The 22008-nt window shown below is 50.3% G+C and carries 17 protein-coding genes; 7 read left to right on the top strand and 10 right to left on the bottom strand.

Annotated features, from left to right (window positions below):
- Nucleotides 1-266: 266 nt before the first annotated feature.
- From dnaN to fabA, 3 genes are all read left to right on the top strand, one after another.
- Nucleotides 267-1376, top strand: coding sequence for a DNA polymerase III subunit beta (gene dnaN, locus AACY98_RS04360; protein WP_339802049.1), 1110 nt, complete (start codon nucleotides 267-269; stop codon nucleotides 1374-1376).
- Nucleotides 1377-1495: 119 nt separating this feature from the next.
- On the top strand, nucleotides 1496-4024 hold the full coding sequence (gyrB, locus tag AACY98_RS04365) for a DNA topoisomerase (ATP-hydrolyzing) subunit B (protein ID WP_339802052.1): 2529 nt from the start codon (nucleotides 1496-1498) through the stop codon (nucleotides 4022-4024).
- 100 nt (nucleotides 4025-4124) lie between these two features.
- Entirely contained in the window at nucleotides 4125-4640 is a 516-nt protein-coding gene (gene fabA / locus AACY98_RS04370) for a 3-hydroxyacyl-[acyl-carrier-protein] dehydratase FabA (RefSeq protein ID WP_126981023.1), read from the top strand.
- 69 nt (nucleotides 4641-4709) lie between these two features.
- On the opposite strand, the gene AACY98_RS04375 is transcribed toward fabA, so the two are convergent.
- The 6 genes from AACY98_RS04375 to AACY98_RS04400 all read right to left on the bottom strand — a co-directional run bounded on the left by AACY98_RS04375 (nucleotide 4710) and on the right by AACY98_RS04400 (nucleotide 10753).
- Complete coding sequence (locus AACY98_RS04375) at nucleotides 4710-5075, bottom strand: monooxygenase (protein ID WP_339802057.1); 366 nt, start codon at nucleotides 5073-5075, stop codon at nucleotides 4710-4712.
- A 265-nt stretch (nucleotides 5076-5340) separates the two neighbouring features.
- Nucleotides 5341-5811, bottom strand: a complete 471-nt coding sequence (locus AACY98_RS04380) for a chemotaxis protein CheX (RefSeq protein WP_126981024.1) — start codon at nucleotides 5809-5811, stop codon at nucleotides 5341-5343.
- Nucleotides 5812-5824: 13 nt separating this feature from the next.
- Nucleotides 5825-6196 (bottom strand): response regulator transcription factor, encoded by a 372-nt coding sequence (locus tag AACY98_RS04385; protein WP_339802061.1) that lies wholly within the window; start codon nucleotides 6194-6196, stop codon nucleotides 5825-5827.
- An 8-nt stretch (nucleotides 6197-6204) separates the two neighbouring features.
- Nucleotides 6205-8361 (bottom strand): type IV pili methyl-accepting chemotaxis transducer N-terminal domain-containing protein, encoded by a 2157-nt coding sequence (locus AACY98_RS04390; RefSeq protein ID WP_339802064.1) that lies wholly within the window; start codon nucleotides 8359-8361, stop codon nucleotides 6205-6207.
- 345 nt (nucleotides 8362-8706) lie between these two features.
- On the bottom strand, nucleotides 8707-9690 hold the full coding sequence (gene rfaD, locus AACY98_RS04395; RefSeq protein WP_339802066.1) for an ADP-glyceromanno-heptose 6-epimerase: 984 nt from the start codon (nucleotides 9688-9690) through the stop codon (nucleotides 8707-8709).
- A 25-nt stretch (nucleotides 9691-9715) separates the two neighbouring features.
- Nucleotides 9716-10753 carry a glycosyltransferase family 9 protein gene (locus AACY98_RS04400; protein WP_339802069.1) on the bottom strand — a complete coding sequence of 346 codons (1038 nt, stop codon included), beginning with the start codon at nucleotides 10751-10753 and terminating at the stop codon, nucleotides 9716-9718.
- Between the two features lie 202 nt (nucleotides 10754-10955).
- On the opposite strand from AACY98_RS04400, the gene hldE reads away from it, so the two are divergent.
- A complete protein-coding gene (gene hldE / locus AACY98_RS04405; protein WP_339802072.1) occupies nucleotides 10956-12419 on the top strand; it encodes a bifunctional D-glycero-beta-D-manno-heptose-7-phosphate kinase/D-glycero-beta-D-manno-heptose 1-phosphate adenylyltransferase HldE in 1464 nt (487 codons plus the stop codon).
- Nucleotides 12420-12483: 64 nt separating this feature from the next.
- Here the strand turns inward: hldE and AACY98_RS04410 are convergent, their stop codons facing one another.
- Nucleotides 12484-12819, bottom strand: coding sequence for a YegP family protein (locus AACY98_RS04410; RefSeq protein WP_126981030.1), 336 nt, complete (start codon nucleotides 12817-12819; stop codon nucleotides 12484-12486).
- Nucleotides 12820-13542: 723 nt separating this feature from the next.
- On the opposite strand from AACY98_RS04410, the gene AACY98_RS04415 reads away from it, so the two are divergent.
- Nucleotides 13543-15114 carry a multicopper oxidase family protein gene (locus tag AACY98_RS04415; protein ID WP_339802074.1) on the top strand — a complete coding sequence of 524 codons (1572 nt, stop codon included), beginning with the start codon at nucleotides 13543-13545 and terminating at the stop codon, nucleotides 15112-15114.
- Nucleotides 15115-15152: 38 nt separating this feature from the next.
- On the opposite strand, the gene AACY98_RS04420 is transcribed toward AACY98_RS04415, so the two are convergent.
- The 3 genes from AACY98_RS04420 to AACY98_RS04430 all read right to left on the bottom strand — a co-directional run bounded on the left by AACY98_RS04420 (nucleotide 15153) and on the right by AACY98_RS04430 (nucleotide 17728).
- The gene (locus AACY98_RS04420; protein ID WP_339802077.1) at nucleotides 15153-15728 is read right to left on the bottom strand and encodes a hypothetical protein; all 576 of its coding nucleotides are present in this window, start codon (nucleotides 15726-15728) and stop codon (nucleotides 15153-15155) included.
- A 129-nt stretch (nucleotides 15729-15857) separates the two neighbouring features.
- Entirely contained in the window at nucleotides 15858-16595 is a 738-nt protein-coding gene (locus tag AACY98_RS04425; protein WP_339802079.1) for a 16S rRNA (uracil(1498)-N(3))-methyltransferase, read from the bottom strand.
- 23 nt (nucleotides 16596-16618) lie between these two features.
- Complete coding sequence (locus tag AACY98_RS04430) at nucleotides 16619-17728, bottom strand: aminoglycoside phosphotransferase family protein (protein ID WP_339802082.1); 1110 nt, start codon at nucleotides 17726-17728, stop codon at nucleotides 16619-16621.
- A gap of 151 nt (nucleotides 17729-17879) precedes the next feature.
- Here AACY98_RS04430 and AACY98_RS04435 point away from each other — a divergent pair, with 151 nt between their 5' ends.
- Together AACY98_RS04435 and AACY98_RS04440 are read left to right on the top strand one after the other, a co-directional pair.
- Complete coding sequence (locus tag AACY98_RS04435; protein WP_339802084.1) at nucleotides 17880-20675, top strand: LPS-assembly protein LptD; 2796 nt, start codon at nucleotides 17880-17882, stop codon at nucleotides 20673-20675.
- Entirely contained in the window at nucleotides 20668-21999 is a 1332-nt protein-coding gene (locus AACY98_RS04440; RefSeq protein ID WP_339802087.1) for a peptidylprolyl isomerase, read from the top strand. Before AACY98_RS04435 ends, AACY98_RS04440 begins: the two co-directional genes overlap by 8 nt.
- Nucleotides 22000-22008: the final 9 nt, after the last annotated feature.

The raw sequence follows: 22008 nt of genomic DNA on the forward strand, positions 1-22008 counted from the left end.
TTATACAGGCAACCACTGGTACAAATCCCCAGAAAATGGGACAATACCCTGTTTGTGGAAAACTCTGTGCATCTTTCTGGCATAAGATCACAGTTGTTCACAGCTCAGGCAGATAATTCAAACTTGTTCATTATTTATCCGCTGTTCAACCATTCATTGTCAACAGACTTTGACTGCCATTAACTGATTGAAATTTAAATAAAAATTAGGCTTATCAACATTTATCTGGAAATGCTACTACTACAAACAGTATTTAAGAGGTTAATATGATTGTATTAAAGAACACGCAGGAAAAAGTGCTCGCTGCCTTACAGTCTGTTGCTGGCATCGTTGAAAGACGCAACACACTTCCTATCCTTGCTAACGTCATGTTCAATAAAGTCAACGAAGAAATTCGGTTGACCACCAGCGATCTGGAAATTCAGATTCAGACCACTGCCGACCTGGGTGGTGATCAGGGACAGTACGCAACGACCGTTGCTGCGCGCAAGGTCATCGATATCCTACGTTCCATGCCTGCTGATCAAATGGTGACACTGGAATCAGCAGAGGGAAAATTACTGCTGAAAAGCGGGAAAAGCCGTTTCACTTTGCAGACACTTCCGGCAGAAGATTTTCCGCTGGTTCAAAAAGCCAATGATTTCAGCCCCCAGTTTGCCATTCCGCAAAAGACACTGAAAAATCTATTTAGCCGAGTCCATTTCGCAATGGCTGTCAATGACATCCGTTATTATCTGAATGGCATTTTGTTTGTGGTACAGGGTAAAACACTGACACTGGTCGCTACCGATGGTCACCGCCTTGCGCTGGACAAGGTAGAGCTTGATATTGAAATCCCGCACCAGCAGGTGATTTTGCCCCGTAAAACCGTGCTTGAACTGCAACGGTTGCTGAACAATGACGGTGATGGTTTGATTGAGATCCAGTTTGCATCCAATCAGGCCCGTTTCACCTTTGGTTCGCTTGAATTTGTTACCAAACTGGTTGATGGCAAATTCCCTGATTACACCCGTGTCATTCCTCAAGGATATTCCAGCGTTGTCAGCATTGACAGAGTACTTTTACTTAACAGCCTGCAGCGCGTGGCCATCATGACCAGTGACAAATTCAAAGGCGTACGTTTAACCTTTGAAAGTGGTACCTTACGCATTGCAGCCAATAATGCCGAGCAGGAAGAAGCGGTTGAAGAGCTGGATATTGACTACAGTGGTAACACCGTGGATATCGGCTTTAATGTCAGTTACCTGATTGATGTGCTTTCCAATATGAGCCAGGAGCAGGTAAATATCTCTTTTGCAGATGCCAACAGCTCTGCATTACTCACGGTTCCTGGGGATGACAGCTTCATCTATGTTGTCATGCCCATGAGAATTTAAATGCATTGTCCGTGTTGTGCATTTAGCAGAGATAGGTAGTTTTCAGCACCGGAGCAGATGGAAAATCTGCGATGGTGCTCTTTGCCTGTTGGGCAAATGATTTAAATGAAAGAAATTCAATGAACAGTGCAGATCAGCAGGCTCATGATCCTCATAACCCAAAGGATCATCAGGCAGAAGAAGATTACGGCGCAGGCAATATCCAGATGCTGGAACCGCTGGAAGCTGTGCGTAAGCGTCCGGGAATGTACATCGGCGATGTTTCTGATGGAACGGGGCTGCATCATTTGCTGTTTGAAGTTGTTGACAATTCGGTTGATGAGGCACTTGCCGGATTTTGTGACCATATTGAAGTTGTGATCAATCAGGATGGTTCTATCTCGGTATCAGATAATGGGCGCGGTATTCCTACCGCAGTCAAAATGGACGATAAGCATGAGCCCAAACGTTCTGCTTCTGAAATCGCGCTGACAGAACTTCATGCCGGCGGTAAATTCAACCAGAACAGCTATAAAGTTTCAGGTGGTTTGCACGGTGTGGGTGTGAGCTGCGTTAACGCTTTGTCCAAAGCGTTGCGATTGACAGTCCGTCGTGACGGAAAAGAATACCAGCTGGATTTTGAGCGTGGTCATTTAAAAGACCGTCTGATCGAAAATGTAGACGGCATTGAAATTTCGCCAATGAAAGTCATTGGCCCGACGGAAGGCCGAGGAACCGAAGTTCAGTTTTTGCCGGATGATGAGATTTTTTCCAATATAACGGATTTCAGCTTTGATATTCTGGCTCGGCGTTTTCGTGAACTGTCGTTTCTGAATAACGGATTAAAAATCCAGTTGATTGACCGGCGCACAGGCCGGGAAGAAATCTTCTCTTATCCGGGAGGCGTCAAAGGGTTTGTCGAATTTGCCAATCAGGGTAAATCGGTTTTGCATCCGCATATTCTGCACGTACTGGGTTCAAGGGCCAGTGATATCGGAACAGAAATCACAACCGAAGTGGCCATGCAGTGGAATGACAGCTATTCGGAATCTGTCTTGTGTTTTACCAACAATATTCCGCAGCGTGATGGTGGTACCCACCTGACAGGGCTTCGCGCAGCCATGACACGTGTCATCAACAAATACATTGAAGACAATGAATTTGCTAAAAAGGCCAAAGTGGAAGTTACCGGTGATGATATGCGCGAGGGGCTGTGCTGTGTACTTTCTGTCAAATTGCCCGAACCGAAATTCAACAGCCAGACAAAAGACAAGCTTGTTTCAAGTGAAGTGCGCGGGCCGGTGGAAGACGTTGTGTCCAAGGGGTTGATGGACTATTTGCTGGAAAACCCCAATGATGCCAAGCTGATTTGCGGAAAGATCATCGAGGCGGCCAGAGCTCGTGAAGCAGCACGCAAGGCACGCGAAATGACACGCCGTAAAGGTGTTCTGGATGGTTTGGGCTTACCTGGAAAATTGGCTGACTGTCAGGAAAAAGATCCTGCCTTATGCGAAATTTATATCGTTGAAGGCGACTCTGCCGGTGGATCTGCCAAACAAGGGCGGGACCGTAAATTCCAGGCCATCTTGCCGCTGCGCGGCAAGATTCTCAACGTTGAAAAAGCACGTTATGAAAAACTTTTGTCCAGCGATGCGATATTGATGCTGATCACCGCTTTGGGAACCGGCATTGGACGCAATACCGGGACGGATGATTTCAATCCGGACAAGTTGCGTTACCACCGTATCATCATCATGACTGACGCAGACGTTGATGGCGCCCACATCCGGACATTGCTGCTGACATTCTTTTATCGTCAGATGCCCGAACTGGTAGAACGCGGCCACATCTACATTGCTCAGCCTCCTTTGTATAAAGTCAAAGTAGGAAAGAGCGAACGGTATCTGAAAGACGATACGGAACTGGACGCTTTCATGCTGAAGGTTGCGTTGGATGGAGCAGAAGTTGCTACGGATGCCAACAATACCCAGATTTTAAAAGACGAAGCGCTGGCCGAACTGGCTCGCCAGTATGTTCTGACAGAACGGATCATTAACCGCCTTGCAAACTGGATGGACGTTGAGGCGTTAAGAAGTATTGCGCACGGCGTTGAAATTAAACTTTCAACACAAGAAGAAGCACAAAACTCCGCCCAGGAGTTGAGCAGCGTTTTACACGAAGCACAAGTTGAGGTGATTGTTGATCCAAGAACAAGCCATTTGCAACTGGCCATCAAACGTCCGCATCACGGTAATATACAAACCAGTGTCATCTCTGCTGATTTCGTTCACAGCCACGACTACGCATTTCTGAAAGAAATGGCTCAGGTCTTCCGTGGACTGATCAGAGAAGGCGCTGAAGTGCGCCGGGGTGAGGGTGAAAAGCAAAAGCGGCAGAAAGTGACGACATTTGCCCAAGCCATGCAATGGTTGCTGCAACAGGCAGAAAGTGCCGTATCACGTCAGCGCTACAAAGGGCTGGGGGAAATGAACGCCGAACAGTTGTGGGAAACCACCATGGATCCGGAAGATCGCCGTTTACTGCAGGTAGAAATTGAAGATGCCATCGAAGCGGATAAAGTATTTACCATGCTGATGGGTGATGATGTTGAACCACGCAGGGCATTCATTGAAAATAATGCGTTAAAGGTGACCAATCTGGATGCCTGATTTCTGTATCCAATTGTGATTCAAGCACAACATTACAAAGCAAACAGATTCATATCAATAATTTTTATATTTAACTTACAAAATCAGGTTAGGAGTTGGCATGTCCAAAAAGAACAGTTACACCTATGAAGAATTGATCAGGTGTGGGCAAGGAAAATTATTCGGTGAAGATTATGCCAGGCTGCCGGCTCCCAATATGCTGATGATGGACAGAATCGTTTCCATTACAGATACCGGTGGAAAGTATGGCAAAGGTGAAATTGTGGCCGAGCTCGATATCAAACCCGAGCAATGGTTTTTTCAATGCCACTTCATCGATGATCCGGTCATGCCGGGGTGTCTGGGGCTGGATGCTTTGTGGCAGTTGGTTGGTTTTTATCTGGCATGGAGCGGACATTTAGGCCGCGGAAGAGCGCTGGGTGTAGGGGAAGTTAAATTTACAGGGCAGGTACTTCCGACAGCGAAAAAAGTAACCTATCACATCCATCTGAAACGGGTCATGAACCGTTCACTGGCACTGGCTATTGCCGATGGCACCATGAGCGTGGATGGAAAAGAAATTTACACGGCAGAAGGACTGCGTGTCGGGCTGTTCACATCGACGGATAATTTTTAATTATCAGAACACCGCGATACATAACGGCGCTTGTGCACAAATGCAGGCGCCGTTTTTTATGCTTTAGCCTTATGGCACGGCATGATTGATTTTTGACAACGGCATATTGACGTTAAAGTACTTGCACTCAATCTCTGTTGCACCCATGGCTTTTACGCGTTCAACATGCATCTGTGCATATTGCTGTGCTGTTGCTTCATTCTGGAACAGATAAATACCGCCACTTTCTTCTGTTTGCTGATTTTCTATCCAGAATTTAGAAATAAATCCGGGCTCGTGATTAATGCTCTCCGCTAATGCTTTAGCGCTGTGAACAAGCGCCTCGCCCATCATTTCTGCGGGTAAATGAAAATTAATTTGCAATAAAATCATAATTGAAAATGGGTCAAAAAAGTAAAAGAGAGTATTGTACTGTGCCGTAAAAAAAGCCGGCATTGCCGGCCTTTAGAGAAGGTGCGGAGTTTAAAAAACTAACGGTGCTTAATAGGAAGCGACTACTCGGCGTTAACCATCCATGGCTGGTATATGATGAGGGTGTCTGTGGTGATTTTAATTTTCAGAGAATCGGCCTGTAATACGGCTTTGCCGATAAACCATGCCTGCGGCAAACAGACCTCAAAAAGCAAGGCAGGCGTTATGTATAAAAATTCTGCCTGGCGTGGCAAATGAACGTGCTTTCATTCAGAATCCGGATAAGCGTTTAGACGTTCTTTTCAATATCAACGCAAACAAGAGCCGGATACTTATTCCAGGACAATACAATCATATAAGGATGTTTGCGAACACGGGCTTTTGTTTTATTAGTGCCTTGCAGTTTGATTGGAACAGAGACGGTTAGCGCATCTCCATGAGACAGTTTTTTACGGGCGTTGCCGGCAAACGTGTTTGCGATTTCTCCGACAATGTCCAGTAAATTGTTGTCATCAAGGTTGACTTCCTGTTGCAGAAGCAAGATTTCACGCAGCATCTGTTTAGGCATGGAGACGATGATCTGTCCATCGTAGCTGCCCGAAAGCGTGACAATGCCATTGAACTCATAACCCTCAATATCAACGGTACCTAAAAATGCGGAAGTAATTTCGGGTTCACTCTGTACCGTTTTTTTGAAAAAATTACGCACGGAATCCACAAAGAACTTGAGTTCTTCTTCATTTAAAGAATTAAGAATCATACAGATCCATCCTTCAGGTTACTTCGGAAACATCCAGAAGTGCAAGCATCAATTCTTCATCTGTGAAAGGTTTGGGTAAAAAGCCGCAGGCACCCAGTCGCAGTGCAACAATCGCGGTGGCTTTATCGTCAAGTGCGCTGACCACCAGAATTTTAATGTCAGGATTAAGCTGGATCAGTCTGGAAATGGCTTCAATGCCATCCATTTGCGGCATGGTGAGATCCATGGTCACAACATCGGGAAGTGCTTTGCGGGCAATCTGCAAAGCCTGCTGCCCGTCAGGAGCAAGCCCGACGATCTCAATGTTGGAATCCTTGTATTTACGCACAATGCGTAAAATCCGGCTTCGGATGGTATTGGAGTCATCAACGATCATTAAACGCATAAAGCTTCTCAAACGGAAAATGTGAGGGCAAATTCGGTATATAAACCGGGACGAGAAGATACATTCAAATGTGGTTTGTTCAGTTGATTGATATTGTTAACGACCAGATCAAGCCCGGAACCACGGCCAGCATGCATGGTGATATTTTGGGCGGTGGAAAAATCCGGTCTAAATATTTGCAAGGCAATTTCCTTATTGGACATGCCATCCAGTTCTTTCTGGTTGAACCAGCCAAGCTTTAACAGCTTTTGGCGGATGCGGTCAATTTGTAAACCGGTACCATCGTCACGCACACTTAAAGACCATCCATTTGAATTAACGCGCTTGAGACGAATGTCAATGTTGCCCGCTTCGGGCTTTTGTCCTGCGACGCGCTCTTCCGGTGTTTCCAGGCCATGGACAATGGCATTGCGGACCAGTTGAATCACAATTTCACGCACCAGCCGGGCGGTATCCATCGGTATGTTATCCCAGCCGTCGTCGCATGCAATGTTAAGTTGTGCATTTTTGTTGTGATCTTCAGATGCGTTGTTCACAAGACGGGTGAGCATTTTGTTGTCAAGAGGATTGATTGCCAGCGGGGAGTGTATACGGGGCGAGGGCTCTTGCTCACTGTCGGCGTTAGTGCTGGTAGCGGCAGCATCTAAGAAAAGTGTTTTTAATGTGGAAATGATACTCAACAGGTTGCCAAGCGGGATCGGCAGTGCAAGTAAAGATTCTCCGATCGGTTTGTTCTCGTGAACAATGTCTTTAATTTCTTTCAGCTCGGATTCAAATGTATGGGCGAGTTCACAAACGCTGTCCAGATTCAGGGCAGAGGCATTTCCTTTAATCGCGTGAATGATTCGGGCGATTTCATCCAGGGTTGCAGCAAGTTTGGTTTGCGTTTTTGAATCCGATGTTTCGCGTAACAGGTCATTCACATATAGCAGGCTTTTTTCCGTTTGCTCTATGAATGAACGCAGCTCAACAGGGTCCGCTTCCATGGCTTTAAGCAACATGGAGAATTCTTTTTGTGAGCGGTACCGTTCATCACGCAACTTGGCTTCAAGCTCCATTTGGTGGGTGATGTCCTGGATGGTCACAAGCAGGTGTTGCACTTCTTCGCTTTTTTTATCCATCACACGGCTGAAGCTGAATGCGAGGTAATGGCTTTTCTGAATCTGAAGTCTATTGGTGACCTGCACTTCGACTTCAGACAGTGGGTTGATGCTTCGCACCAGATGATCTTTGATGTGAGGAGAGAGCAATAATTTGAGATATTCCTGTGCATCGTGCAGAATTTTGGCAGAAACACGGGGGGCCAATATCTCAAAAAAATCGTCACCGGGATTGATTTTTTGTCCGAACAAGGCACTGGCAGAGGTCGAAATTTGCGACCCGATCCGACAAGAAGGCGTTACGAGAAAAAGCCCTTCCTGCACTGTATTGAGAATCTCGCGGTTTTCTGCGTTTACGATTTCGATGGCATCGTCAGACCTGCGTAACTGGTGAATGAATTTATATAAAATAAAAGCAAAGTTAAGCAGGGCGAGGATAATCCCGACAGTTTGCACCATGCGTAAGAAAGATGCCCGGTTTTCCGCCTGCAACTCCAGTGCGGTTGTCAGCTCGTTCATCAGGTGCAGCAACTGGGTGTTATGTTCCAGGGCATATGTCATGACCTGTTGTTCTTGCTCTGGTGTGGCCGTGTTTTCAAGTACGGGTTGCAACAGGCGATAGTAAGGCGCCCAGATTTCCGAGGCTTTTTGCAAAACACTTAAAGTCTGCGGGTCTTGAACGGCTTTCAAATACGTGGCTTGGCCATCACCTCCTGTGACGATTCCGCCAGACTGAAACGCCTGTAGGGTCGTGTCGAACATGGCGGTGGCTTCTTTAAGCTCTGCCAAGTCGCGTTGAGAAGAGGTTTGCGGTTCTCCGCTGACGATCAGCAATGCTTTGATCGTGCGCTGGCTGAGCATTCGTTGCCGTCCTGCCAGGTTGATTCCCAAAGCATCTTCCTTGATTTGAAAAGATGTGTAGAAGTTAAGGATCAGAACCCCTAAATCAAACAGCAGAAAACAGGCAATGGCAATGATAATGGTCCGGTAGCGACCAGAGAGAATCGATCCTTTTCGGTTCTTTCCTGAGATTTTCCGGGTGGAGGAAGTGGATTGCTCAGCCATATTACTTACTCTTTCTGGCAGAACCTTTTTAAAACCCAAATAAGGTGCCACCTTGGTAAAAGCATTGAAATATTTCTAAAGAACCGGGATTTTTTGTCAATATATGACTTTTATATTGGCAAATGCTTGATTTTTATCAATCGCAAATGCGCGTATCAGTGCACAAAAATGGAGATTTCAGGAGTTAGATCAAGCTTTAAAACAATAAAGCCTAAACAGGCCGTGTGCCGTTATGCAGAGGTAGATTAAACGGTAGAAATTTGAAGAATACGGCAATAAAAAACAGCCACCTCGCACTCAAACGCAAAGTGGTTTGCATGGATATGGTAAGGCTATTTTGGGTGGCTAGCGATAGCTGTCCGGATTGGATAAATAGTTTTCAATGTAATCGGTAATGCCGGCTTCCAATGAACGGAAACTGACGTTTAACCCGGCGGAACGGGCTTTGCCCATATCGGCTTCTGTATAGTACTGGTAGCGGCTTTTCAGTTCTTCGGGCATATCCTTAAAAGAGATTTCGACCGGTTTGCCAATGGTCTTTTCCATGGCTTTGACCAGATCGATGAATGAGCGGGCATTGCCGGTTCCCATGTTAAAAATGCCACTGACAGCAGGATGGTCCACAAACCAGAGTACAGCCTGGGAACAGTCTTTGACATAAACAAAATCGCGTTTTTGCTGGCCGTCATCAATATCCGGGCGATCCGATTTGAAAAGTTTGACTGCACCCCAGGTCTGGATGTCATCATAAAACTTGGTGATCACGCTGCGCATATCGCCTTTATGGTATTCGTTCGGGCCATAGACGTTAAAAAATTTCAGCCCGACCCATTGCGGAGGGGTTTTTCCATCCGCAATGCGCTGGGCAAAAATAAGATCGGTCGCATTTTTGCTCCAGCCATAAGGATTCAATGGCCGCAGTTTGCTCAACGCTTCAATAGAATCGTCGTCCTTCAGCAGGCTTTCCAGTGCACCATAAGTTGCAGCAGAAGAAGCATAAACGAACGGGACTTTATGCTGGGTACACCAGTCCCACAACATCACAGAGTAGTTGATGTTGCGCTCGACCAGCAGGTCAACATTTTTTTCCGTGGTTGCCGTAATGGCGCCCATGTGAATGATGGATTCGATCTTGGTTGCGTTGTTATCCAGAAATGAAAGGGTCTGCTCCGGCGCAACAAAGGCCGCAATATTTCTTTTAACCAGATTGCGCCACTTGTTTTCTTCGCCAAACCAGTCGATAACAGCGATAGGACCTCTTCCAGCATCCTGCAGTTCTGCGACAATGTTTGATCCGATGAATCCGGCAGCACCAGTAACGATAATCATGGAAGTATCCGTTTGATAAAAATATTTAAAAACCGGGCGCAGGCGTTTGTGCCAGCTGTCCCATGACCTGTTCAACCGTGATGTTCAAAAGACGGTCTGATACCACGTAGTGCTGTATCGGGTCATGGTCCAGGGTCGGGCGAGGCCCCATGATAATATAGCACAGGCAGTCGCAGGCAGCGGCAATCTGACACAGCCCGGTATCGTTGCCAATACAGGCATCGGTGCATTTTACCGCAGCAGAGCTTTCCAGAATCGGCGTATCGGTAACGATTTCGACCTGGTGCTGGTGCGCCGCAGGAATCAGTTGCTGAATGGCGGTAGCCATTTCGTGGTCCATTTTACCGCCCAACAGCAGCACACCAAAGCCACGGGCCACGAGCGCTTGGGCCAAACGGGTGTAGTTTTCCACCCCCCATTGTTTAAAGTCTTCCGATGAGCCAATTGCCAGCGTGTAAAGCGGCCTGGGCAAGTGTGCCAGACGGCGGGCCATTTTTGCTTCCAGCTCCTGCGGAATGGTCATTTTCGGGATGATGGGGGCATCACAAAAACCGTGGGCAATACAGAACGCTGTAGCGTCGTGGTATACAGGGTTGGATTTACCGGCAAAACGCTCTATATAAGGAGGCTGATTCAGAAAAATGCGCTGGGTCCAGCGGTAGCCATAACCCAGGCGCTGTGGAATTCCGGCCCAACAAGCAATCAGCCCCCGGCTGGCCCGGCCGGAAAACAGCACGATGCGGTCAAACTCATGTCCTTTGAGGGTATTCACAATGTTTTTCATGCGACCCAGACGGTTTTTGCGCGAATTGTTCTTGTCCAGTGTGCGTGGCAGATGGTAGTAATCAATATACTCACTCACGCAGGTTTCGGGCGCCATAATCTGCCTGGCCAGGGTTGTCGGTGCGGCAACCAGAGCAACCTGATCATTCCGGCTGGTTTTGGCAACGGCACGGATATAGGGAATGTGCCAGATGAGGTCGCCAATTCCGGTTTGCTGGTGCAGCACGACGGTTTTGGGGCGCTGGTCTGATGTATGCTCAGCGGTTTGCTGTGAGGTCATATAAATTAAATCAAGTCAGTGACGGGAGTTCCCCGTCTTTAAATAAAAGTGGGTACAACACACGGTAGCCAGTCAGGTATGTCAACCTCGACTGCAGCATTATTTTAATCGGTCAAATGACCATGCAGACAAAGCGTGTGTATCTTCAAGTATGATACATGGGATTCACACTTCATTGGCGCTGAGAGAGCGGCCTTTATATATGCTGGAAATAGAACAAATCAAACAGGTACGGGTATTGTGTATTGGTGATGTGATGCTGGATCGTTATTTGCACAGCAATGTTTCCCGCATTTCTCCAGAAGGCCCGGTCCCGGTTGCACGGGTGACCCGCACGGAAAATATCGCCGGCGGCGTTGCCAACGTGGCACGCAACATTGCTGCGCTGGGGGCGCAGGCGACTGTAACGGGTGTTATTGGCAAGGATACGACCGGGCGTGATCTGGAAATGACACTGGCCCGTGATGACGGTGTGCAGACCCGGTTTGTGGTGACAGAACAGCGCCCGACAACAGAAAAAATCCGCTATGTTTCGCAAGGGCAGCAGCTTTTGCGTGCCGACCGGGAAGACGCGGCCTTGCTGCCAGACGCTTTGGAGCAGCAACTGCTGGAGGTGCTGGAAAAAGAAGTCGCTCTTTATGATGTGGTGGTACTTTCTGATTACGCCAAAGGCGTTTTGACCAAAAAAGTACTGGGAAAAGCAATTGCACTGGCACGGGAAAAGGGCATCCCGGTGGTCGTGGATCCCAAATCATCCGATCTGTCGCGCTATGCCGGCGCAACAGTGATCACACCCAATACCAAAGAAACGCTGGAGGCCACGGGCATTGACCCGAGCAATGACGAACAGGCTCAGGCCGCCGGGCTGAAAGCGCTGCAAATCAGCCAGGCCAGTGCGCTGCTTGTAACCCGGGCAGAGCAGGGTATGTCGCTGGTGCGTGCCGGCTTGCCTGCTGTGCATATCCGGGCAACGGCACATGAGGTTTTTGATGTTGTGGGCGCAGGCGATACCGTGGTGGCCACACTGGCTGTATGCCTGGGCTCCGGCCTGCCGCTGGAGGAGGCCGCCAAAATGGCCAATATGGCCGCAGGCATTGTGGTGGAAAAAGCCGGAACCGCAACGGTATCCATGTTTGAGTTGCTGGAAGCGATCAAACGCCAGGAAAGAAAACACGATCCGCAAAACAGCATACGCAACAAGATTGGCCCGCTGCCGGAATTGTTGCAGTTATGCAGGCAATGGCAACAGCAGGGACTGAAAGTTGGCTTTACCAATGGCTGTTTTGACTTGCTGCATGTGGGGCATGTTTCATTGCTGACGTTTGCCAGAGCACAATGTGACAGGCTGATTGTCGGGCTGAACAGCGATGATTCTGTGCGGCGCCTGAAAGGTCCGAGCCGGCCGGTTAATTCAGAAGGCGACCGGGCTTATGTGCTGGCAGCGCTGCAGTCGGTGGATGCGGTGGTTGTGTTTGGAGAAGATACGCCAGAATCATTGATTGAAGCGCTCACGCCCAACGTGCTGATCAAAGGGGCTGATTACACGGTGGATCAGATTGTTGGTGCCAAACATGTTCTGGCACACGGTGGAGAGGTACGGACTTTTGAACTGGTACCGGGGCGCAGCTCCACCAAGATGATTGAAAAAGCCAGGCAGTCCTGCTGATTGGTGATGCTGCAGAAAACATTGCCGGCCAGAAACTTCTGCCCGGCAATGTTGTTTGGAAAACTTACTGGGTAATGTCTTTGACGGTGGTGGCAATGCCGTTTGCCTTGACAGCGGCGATGCCGTTATCCCGGGCGGTTTCCGTCGTATACATTTCACTGGTGCCAATAACCTGATGGTTGGCGGCTTTCAGATTGAAGTAAAAGTTGCCATTTTTAGCCACCTTTTTTTCATAGCGTTTATCCAGAGTGCAATTAGCCTGAACCGAGGCCACACCGTTTTTGGCTGAGTCTTTGGATTTATACTGTTCGCTGACGAGAACGATCTGACCATTGGGGGCTTTTAATGCAAAGCGGAATTGACCATTGGTATTCTTGCTGATCTCATAGTAACTGGCCATGTTCATTTCTCCTATCAAATTTAAGGGTGGTTTCTGGCTGATATGTAATGGCTATCAGCTGTTTTTTTGTTGATCAATATACACCGTAAAAGATCGATGCAAAGGCTGCGGGAGGTGAATCTTCCAATGCAATCAGGGTTATCATGTGTTGCGGCAGCTTTTTTGAAACCATTCCGTGGGACAATGGTGACAGGGTTAAAATGGCCATCATGGGTAAATATCTTCTCAGGTTAAGAAATGTACGGCATCTGTTGTTGTGCCTGATGTCGTTTCTGATGCTTGCCCAGAATATATATGCAGGGCAAGGCCTTATTGTGCCTTCTGATATGAAAGCGGCTGCCGAGACCGTGATGGTAGCTGAAAATATGCAACCTATGCCCTGCGTAACGGAGCATGGCTGCCAGCCGGAATTACCCGATCAGGGGCATATTTCAGCCGATCATCCATGCTGCGTAGCCGTCTGTGTCATGTGCCTGGCTAATCTGTCATATGCATTTGATTTCTGGCCCGGAATGCCAGAAACCGTATCCGTCCTTCGTGACAAGCGCTTTCAAAGCCAGCATTACGCTCCGCCGGTCCCTCCTCCCATGGGGTGAGTTGTCACAGGCACATGCACAAGCGATCTGCATTGCCACGACATTGAATCACCATCAGCATATTTACTGACAAACTGGTTTTAAAACAGATAAACCGGTTACTCAATCCATGGGAAAAATGAATATCATGTTAAAGAAAATACAACGCCGTCAATTTTTGCAAAAACAACTAACGCTGGGTGCTGGTGCGCTGCTGCCCGGATGGGTATATGCGCAAATGAGGCCGGGAATGGCACATAACGGAGGGCACACAATGATGAATAACCTGAACCACCAGATGCCGATGCATGCGTCAGCACTGGCTCCTGTAGATGCCATTACCGCACACCAGTCCTTGCGCCCGCTTTGGCGCTTGCCCAACATGAGCCGGCAAGCGGGCGTTTATCGGGCGCGCATGGTCGCCAAACCGCAGGCGATGGAGCTGGTGCAGGGGCAGCAGACGCAGTTCTGGTGTTATGAAGACCATGTGCCAGGGCCGTTGATTGAACTGAACGAGGGGGACCGGGTTGAGATTGAATTTATCAACCAGTTGCCTCAGCCGACAACAATTCACTGGCATGGTTTGCCGGTGCCTGCCGATCAGGATGGGGCACCGATGGACCTGATTGCGCCGGGAGAACAAAAAATTTATCAGTACACGCTGCCAACAGACTGTGCCGGCACCTACTGGTTTCATCCTCATCCGCACCACATGACCGCTGAACAGGTGTATCGCGGGCTGGCTGGCGCGGTGATTGTACGTTCCGGCAATGACCCTCTGGCCGCCTTGCCGGAACAGCATCTGATTATTTCTGATCTGAAATTGGGTGGCGACGGACAAATTGTTCCCAATGACATGATGGACTGGATGAATGGCCGTGAAGGGCAGTTTGCTCTGGTCAACGGGCAGCGCCAGCCCGTGATTGAATTGGCTGAGCCGCAACGCTGGCGGCTGTGGAACATGTGCAGTGCGCGGTATTTGCGTTTGTCCCTGGGGAATGTGCCGTTAACACTGGTGGGTACAGATGGCGGTTTGTTGCAAACGCCGCAAACGGTGTCTGAGTTGTTGCTGGCACCGGGCGAGCGGGCAGAGCTGGTTGTCACGCCGGCAGCATTTACAAAGACGGCAGACGTTGTATTGGCTGCAGAACCTTATGAGCGGGGCAAGATGTCAATGGGCAGTATGCATGCACCAGCAGAGCAGCGTATCGTCCTGGCGCAGGTTCATGTGACGCCTTATGACAAAACGTATGCATTGCCCACGGCATTACGCAGCATAAGCGTGTTGGGGCCAGCGCAGGTCACGCGCACGTTTGAGTTCACGGAAAAGATGGACATGAGGCGCATGCATGCCGGGCTGACACCTGATGGGCGTGTGCAGGGTATGGATTTTCTGATCAATGGCCGTTTGTATGACCCGCAGCGTATCGACTTTGAAATGCAGCGGGATACGGTGGAGCTGTGGAAAGTCACGAACAGCAGCGACATGGACCACCCGTTCCATGTGCATGGCACACAGTTTCAGGTGATCGCGCGCCAAATGAAGGGGCAGGAAGAAACTGCGGAACCTTTTCTGGCGTGGCGTGATACGGTGAACGTACGAGCCGGAGAAACCGTGCAGCTCAAAACCATGCAACACCTGCCGGGGGAGCGCATGTACCATTGCCACATTCTGGAGCATGAAGATCTGGGCATGATGGGCACATTGCGTGTAGTCTGAGCATTCCGGTTAAAAAGGCGTCACATGGACGCCTTTTTTTAACAGGTACCCCAGTACAGAAACTGCACCAGTTTTTGTTCCTGGTCAAAGCCGAATAAAAAGACGGAGCCGTCGCAGCCGATACAGGGTGAAACCCTGAACCCGGCTGCCCAGCCGAGAGGACCATGATCGCGCGTCTGGAAAACGCCGATGGACGGGTAAAGTGCCTGCATCTGGCTCCAGTCGGTCTGCTGGTTGAAAACCTGCTGGTCCGACGTTTCCAGGAAAAACCGGCCGGAACTCAGGTCCAGTTTATAAAGTGTAACGTTGCCATCTGCATCAACAATGAATTGTGTTTTGCCATAAACATAGTATTGGGCCTGAGCCGGGTCCATGTTGTCATCTGTCGGAAGTCCGCAGTCGGCATCAGCTTCAATGGGTTGAACCGTATCAGGCATTCCAAATGCATCAATAAGGGCCTGCTTGTTTGCGCCCGACACAGGCAGCACACCATTGATTTGAATCTTGCTGATCTCAAGTATGGGCATCTGCTCCGGAGATTCGTAGGCAGCAGGCTGTGCCCAGGCAGATCCGCATATAAAGACCAGGCTCAAAATAACAAAGATTTTTTTCATACGGTTAATTTTGTTTAGAGAAAAGATTCATGAGGGATACAAAACATTGTATGCGATATTTTTTTATGCCCTGTTAAATCAGGGCGGCAAAAACACAATGCCTGTCAAACAGACAATGTATCCGGCAGTTCAGATCACAAGTGTGCTTAGCGCAGCCAGCGGGGCGGTATCCGCGCGCAATGTGCGCGGCCCCAGGCTGTACGGCTGAAACTGTGCCAGAGAAACCAGTTGCTGTTCTTCCTGAGGGGTCAGGCCACCTTCAGGCCCGCTGAGAATACATACCGCGGTATTTGCAGGCGAAGCCGTCCACGCGGCAGCATTGAGCAAACTCAGCATGCGCCTGTCCGAAGGCAGATCGGAAATCTGTGTTTGTAATAATTGCGGCAAGGTGGTAACGGGGTGAATCAGGGGAATCCGGTTGCGGCCGCATTGCTCGCAGGCGGCAACAGCAACGGCCTGCCAGTGGGCGACTTTTTTGCTGCTGCGTTCGGCATTGAGTTTAATGACCGAGCGCTCGAACAGCAGTGGATAAATGGCTGCAACGCCCAGTTCGGTGGCTTTTTCTACCAGAAAGTCCATGCGTTCATTGGCGGGAATGCCAACCAGCAGGGTGACCTGTACCTGGGCCTCCCGTTCGATGGGTGTATGCTCCTGGAGCAATACTTCAACCTGCTGGCGGCCCATCTGGGTGATGCTGGCGCGCCATTGTCCGCCACGGCCATTGAACAGCGAGACCGTCTGTCCGGGCTGCATGCGCAGAACCTGCACGTGGCGGGCCGCCATGGCCGGCAGCGGGGCACAAAGGCCTGATTCCAGCGGCATGTCGGCATATAGACGGGGTGCAGATGGGGCAGGGGGACTGATCATGGTTTTAATGAACGGGCTTTGATTTAAAACGTGTAACCAAACTGGGGCGTAATGTTTTCGATCTGGTCAACCAGTTTTAATAAGGGGGCCAGTTCCCGATAGCGGGCGCATGTGGCGCGGACATAGTTGATAAACCGGGGGGTGTCGGCCAGATATTTGGGTTTGCCGTCGCGCAATGTCAGGCGGGCAAAAATACCCAGAATTTTCAGGTGCCGCTGCAGGCCCATCCATTCCACCGCAACCCAGAATTCAGAAAAGTCCGCCGGCACAGGTAAACCGGCCTTACGTGCCATTTCCCAGTAACGGATGGTGATGTCAAGCACAAACTCCTCTTCCCAGGAATGAAAGGCATCACGCATCAACGATGCAATGTCATAAGAAATCGGGCCGTAAACGGCATCCTGAAAGTCCAGCACGCCCAGCTCAGCCGTCTGCCCATTGGGCAAAGTACCGCCGACCATCAGGTTGCGCGGCATGTAATCACGGTGCATGTAGACCGATGCACTGGCCAGGTTGCGTTGAATAATCAGGTCAAAACTGTGCGCAAGTACTTTTTGCTGCTCTGGGGTGAGTGGCATCTGACGGTACTGGGCCACATACCATTCGGGAAACAGGTTCAGGTCCCGGCGCAGAAGTGTTTCATCAAAAACGGGTAATGTGCCGGGCTGGCTGGCAAGCTGCCAGCGGACCAGGATATCGCATGCCTGAGTCAGGAGCTGGTGTGCCAATGCCATGTTCGGGGTGCCGGCATTCACGGTTTCCAGTACCGTCTGGTTGCCCAGGTCGCTCAACAGCATAAACCCGTTGGCTTCATCCCAGTCCAAAATATCGGGAACACGCAACCCCGCAGCTTTCATCAACTGGTCAACGTGCACAAAGGGGCGGCAGTCTTCCTGCTGGGGTGGGGCATCCATCACAATCAGCGTCGGGTTTTCGGGTAAGCTGGAAGACAGGCGAAAGTAGCGCCTGAAGCTGGCATCTACCGATGCCGGGCGTAAACTTTGTGGCTCTATACCAAATTGGCCAGCCAAAGGAGCAAGCCACTGCTTAAAAACCTGAGCACGTTGGGGATCTGCCCAGGAAATCTCGGAAATCGGGTTATGATCAGACACAGGAATAAATTGAGAGTCCATGAAATAATAGGCTATTTTACAAACAAGATCCTTACAACGGTTTGAAATAACAGGATGGCCCGTGCGAATGCGGGCAACTTTTTTATAATGGACCTTTTGTCGGTGTTTTTACAACCCTGGAAACCCTTTTGACAGGCTTTGATTTCACAGCATGATTCCAAAACACGCATGTTTGCCATTCTGGCGCTATAGCAGCAAATACCGTTATGCAACGCCTGCATTGATGATGTTATTTGCAACAGGCGTGTTTTTTGCAAATCAGGCACAGGCACAGCCGTTAAGCCCCAATGCTTCTAAAGTGGCGGTTACGGTTCAGGAGCCGGTAGACGTTATTCCGCAGATCTATGTTGCCCAAGTCAGCCCGGACTATACGCCAGCGGCGTTGAGTGCATCCGGCAATTTGGCCCAGGCGACGCCTTCCAAGGTGGCGGTGACTGAGCAGCAGAGCGGGCAGCAACGGCAGCAGTTGACGGATGACGAGGCGCATGAAGAGCAGCCGAAAAACCATGCTGCGCCCTTGGTGGTTACGGCGCAGGGCCATCAAACGCGGACCAATGCGGTGACAAAGCCCGCTGTGGAAGAGGCCATTCCTGGGCTGGAGGCGGCGAAAGTGCCCCCCCCACCTCCCGGGGCTGACCCGGATTCGCCGCCGGTATATGTTTCTGGCGAGCACATTGACGGCCATGCCGATGGGCTGGTGACAGTGACCGGAAGAGGCCAGTTGATTCGTGACATGACGGTGGTGCAAGGGGAGGAACTGACATATAACCGGCAAACAGAGGTTGCAACGGCATGTCAGGATGTTCGCATTAACCATAACGGGAATGTGTTCCGGGGAACGCGTGCAGAACTGCATGTGCCAACGTACCAGGGTCATTTTGACGAAGCGACCTATCAGGTCAGGTTAACGGGTGCGCATGGGCAGTCAAGCCAGATTGAATTCACTGGCAAAGACCAGATGACTTTGCATGATGCCACATATACCCTGTGTGATGCGAAAGCCGACGGTGAATATGACTGGGTCATGACTGCCGACTCGGTGGAGCTGGACTTTGAAAAAGACGAGGGTGTGGCCCGCAATGCGGTCATGCGGTTCATGGGGGTGCCCATTCTGGCAACACCCTGGATGAGTTTTCCGCTGTCGGATAAGCGTCGCTCCGGTTGGCTGGTTCCCACGTTTGACATCGACAGTGATAACGGGTTTACCTATGAGCAGCCGTATTACTGGAATATTGCGCCCAACTATGATGCAACGCTGACGCCTTTTGTCATGAGTAAACGTGGGGTGGGGCTGAATACGGAATTCCGGTATCTGGAGCCCAACTACGCAGGAACATTCACCGGGCTGTTTTTACCCAATGACCGCTTGCGAAGCGATGGGGTATCAATCAGTCCAGACCAGTTTACCCAATGGATGGAGCGGGACCCGCAGTTTCTGGCCGGCCTGTTGACAACGCCGCGCAACCGCTGGGGCTATTCATGGCAGCACAGGCAGATACTGACGCGCAATATGAGTTTGTTGGGCACAACAGACCTGCAACTGGATCTCAACAGGGCTTCTGACGACAATTACTGGCGCGATTTTCCCCGAGCACCGTCAGGCTCGCTTTCTACACGTTTGCTCAACAGTGAAGGTATCTTGAGATCGAATAACGGGGGTGTTTCCACACTGGTGCGTGTGCAGCGCTGGCAGGTGCTGCAGGATCTGGATTCCTATATCACCCCGCCGTTTGATCGTACCCAGATGCGTATGAATTATGGGCTGACGGATCAGTACGGATTTGACCTGTCCGTCATGGGGGATATCACCAAGTTTGAGTCAGACCGGCTTTCTGACGAATCGAATGAGAACAGTGTCCGCAGCCTGCTGCAACTATCAGCAAGCTATCCGATACGCCATCCGGGCTGGTTTGTTGTGCCCAAAGTGCAGATGCTGACCCGGTATTATGATTTTGATGCGGATATTGTTTTGGAAAGCATGGCAGACAACCCGCTGCTGACTTCCGACCGGACAACACGGAACCGCTCCATTACTTTACCGACATTCAGTCTGGACACCGGGCTGATTTTTGAGCGCAAAGCGAATTTATTCGGTACCGAATATGTGCAGACGCTGGAACCGCGGGCGCTTTATACCTATACGCCGTACCGGGATCAAAGCATGCTACCGCTTTATGATACCGGGTCCTATGACTACAATCTGGCAACGCTGTATCTGGATAACCCCTATTCAGGCTATGACCGGATTGCAGACGTGAATATGATGACGGTGGGTGTGGGAACGCGCTGGCAGAACCCGCAAACCGGCGTTGAGGCGCTCAGCCTGAACCTCGCACAGCGGCTGCGGTTTGCAAATCAGCGGGTCACGCTGGATGATGAGCCCATTACCAGCCGTTACAGTGATGTCTTGCTCAGCGCCAGTACCGAACTGGTCCACAACTGGCGGTTTGATGCGCTGGTACAATACGATACAGATGAAAACAGGTCGCAGCGCAGTTTGCTGATGGCGCGCTGGAAACCAGGGCAGTACCGGGTGATGAATTTCGGTTACCGGATGATGCATGGCTTCAGCGAGCAGGTGGATTTCAGCTGGCAATGGCCTATTGGTTCGCCATGGTTTGGCTCCAGGTTGCCGGAGCCCAGCAGTTCCGGCGGGCGCTGGTATACCGTAGGACGAATCAACTACAGTTTGCGTGACAGTAAACTGGTTGATGGGATTTTAGGATTTGAATACCAGAGCTGCTGCTGGATTGCGCGTGTTGCGGCCGAGCGGATTTCAACCGGGCGTACGGAAGTGAACACCAGGTTGTCATTCCAATTAGAATTTACGGGGTTGTCACGGGTCGGGGTGAATCCGTTGAAGACGCTGCAGGATAATATCAATCACTATGAAACGATTCGAAATGAACGGGTTAGCAGACCGAACGGTTTTTATTTATATGAGTAAACGATTTTATGTACTGATCAGCGCACTGCTGTGTGCTTTGGGAATGTCTCTGAGTGCGCATGCGCAGCAGAATGCCGGGGCAGCACCGGCGGCGGCAGAGCCGCAGCTTGCAGACTTTATTGTGGCCATTGTCCAGCATGAGCCCATTACCAATTCGCAGGTCAGGGCGCATGTGCTGTCTTTGCGGCAGCAGTATGCCGGGCAGCAGCAGCCACCGGCGGAGCAGTTGCGCCAGATGGCACTGCAGCAGTTGATTTCTCAGAGCGCCCTGGCACAGCGGGCACATGAACATGGTTTGCGGGTAGACCCCCAGACCGTACAGCAAGCCATTGCAACCATTGCCCGTAACAACGGCATGTCGGTGGTTGAACTGCAAAAAGTATTGAGTGAACAAGGCATTCCTTTTTCAACCATGGAGCGTGATATTGGGCAACAACTGCTGATTTCACAATTGCGGGAAAGAACGCTGGACCCAACCGTTACCGTCAGCAATGCCGAAGTGGAAGCTTATTTGGCGCAGTTTTCGGGGCAGACCGACCCAGGGCAGCAGCAGATCAATCTGGCACAGATTCTGATTGCGGTGCCGGAGAATGCCACACCTGCACAGGAAAAAGCGCTGGAAGCCAAAGCACAGGATATTTATACCAAGGCACAAGCTGCCGGGGCCGATTTTTTTGCGTTGGCGCAGGCCAATTCTGATGATCCGGCTGCATCTGCAACCCGGGGCGTGATGGGTGCCAGGCCGGCTTCCCGTTATCCTGATTTGTTTATCCAGGCGGTTACCGGCTTGCGGGCTGGCGCCGTTGCACCACCGGTACGCTCAGGCGCCGGGTTTCATATCATCAAAGTGCTGGAGCGTGAGCAGTCAGACATGGTGGTGACCCAAACCCGGGTACGTCATATCTTGCTGAATATTACCGAACAGCAAACAGAGCAGGATGCAATCAATAAACTGCTGGCTGATAAGCATCAGATCGAAACAGGGCAGGCCACTTTTGAAATGCTGGCGCAGGAGCAGTCTCAGGACGCGAGTGCGAAAGACGGGGGTGATCTGGGCTGGGTGGTTCCGGGGATGTTTGTACCGGAATTTGAGCGGGTCATGAATCAGCTTAAACCGGGCGAAATATCTGATCCGGTGGCAACCCGTTTTGGTGTGCATTTGATCCAGGTGCTGGAACGGCGCGAATCACAACTGACGCCTCAGCAGCAGCGCGAAGTGGCCCGCGAAAGCATTCACCAGCGCAAAGTGGAACAGGCGATGGACCAGTGGGTTCGTGATATCCAGTCAAGCGCATACATTGAAATGCGTAATCCGCCGCAATAAGCTGCCTGT

This window comes from Saezia sanguinis, from assembly GCF_963921665.1.
In the GTDB taxonomy this organism is placed as follows: Bacteria; Pseudomonadota; Gammaproteobacteria; order Burkholderiales; family Burkholderiaceae_C; genus Saezia; species Saezia sanguinis.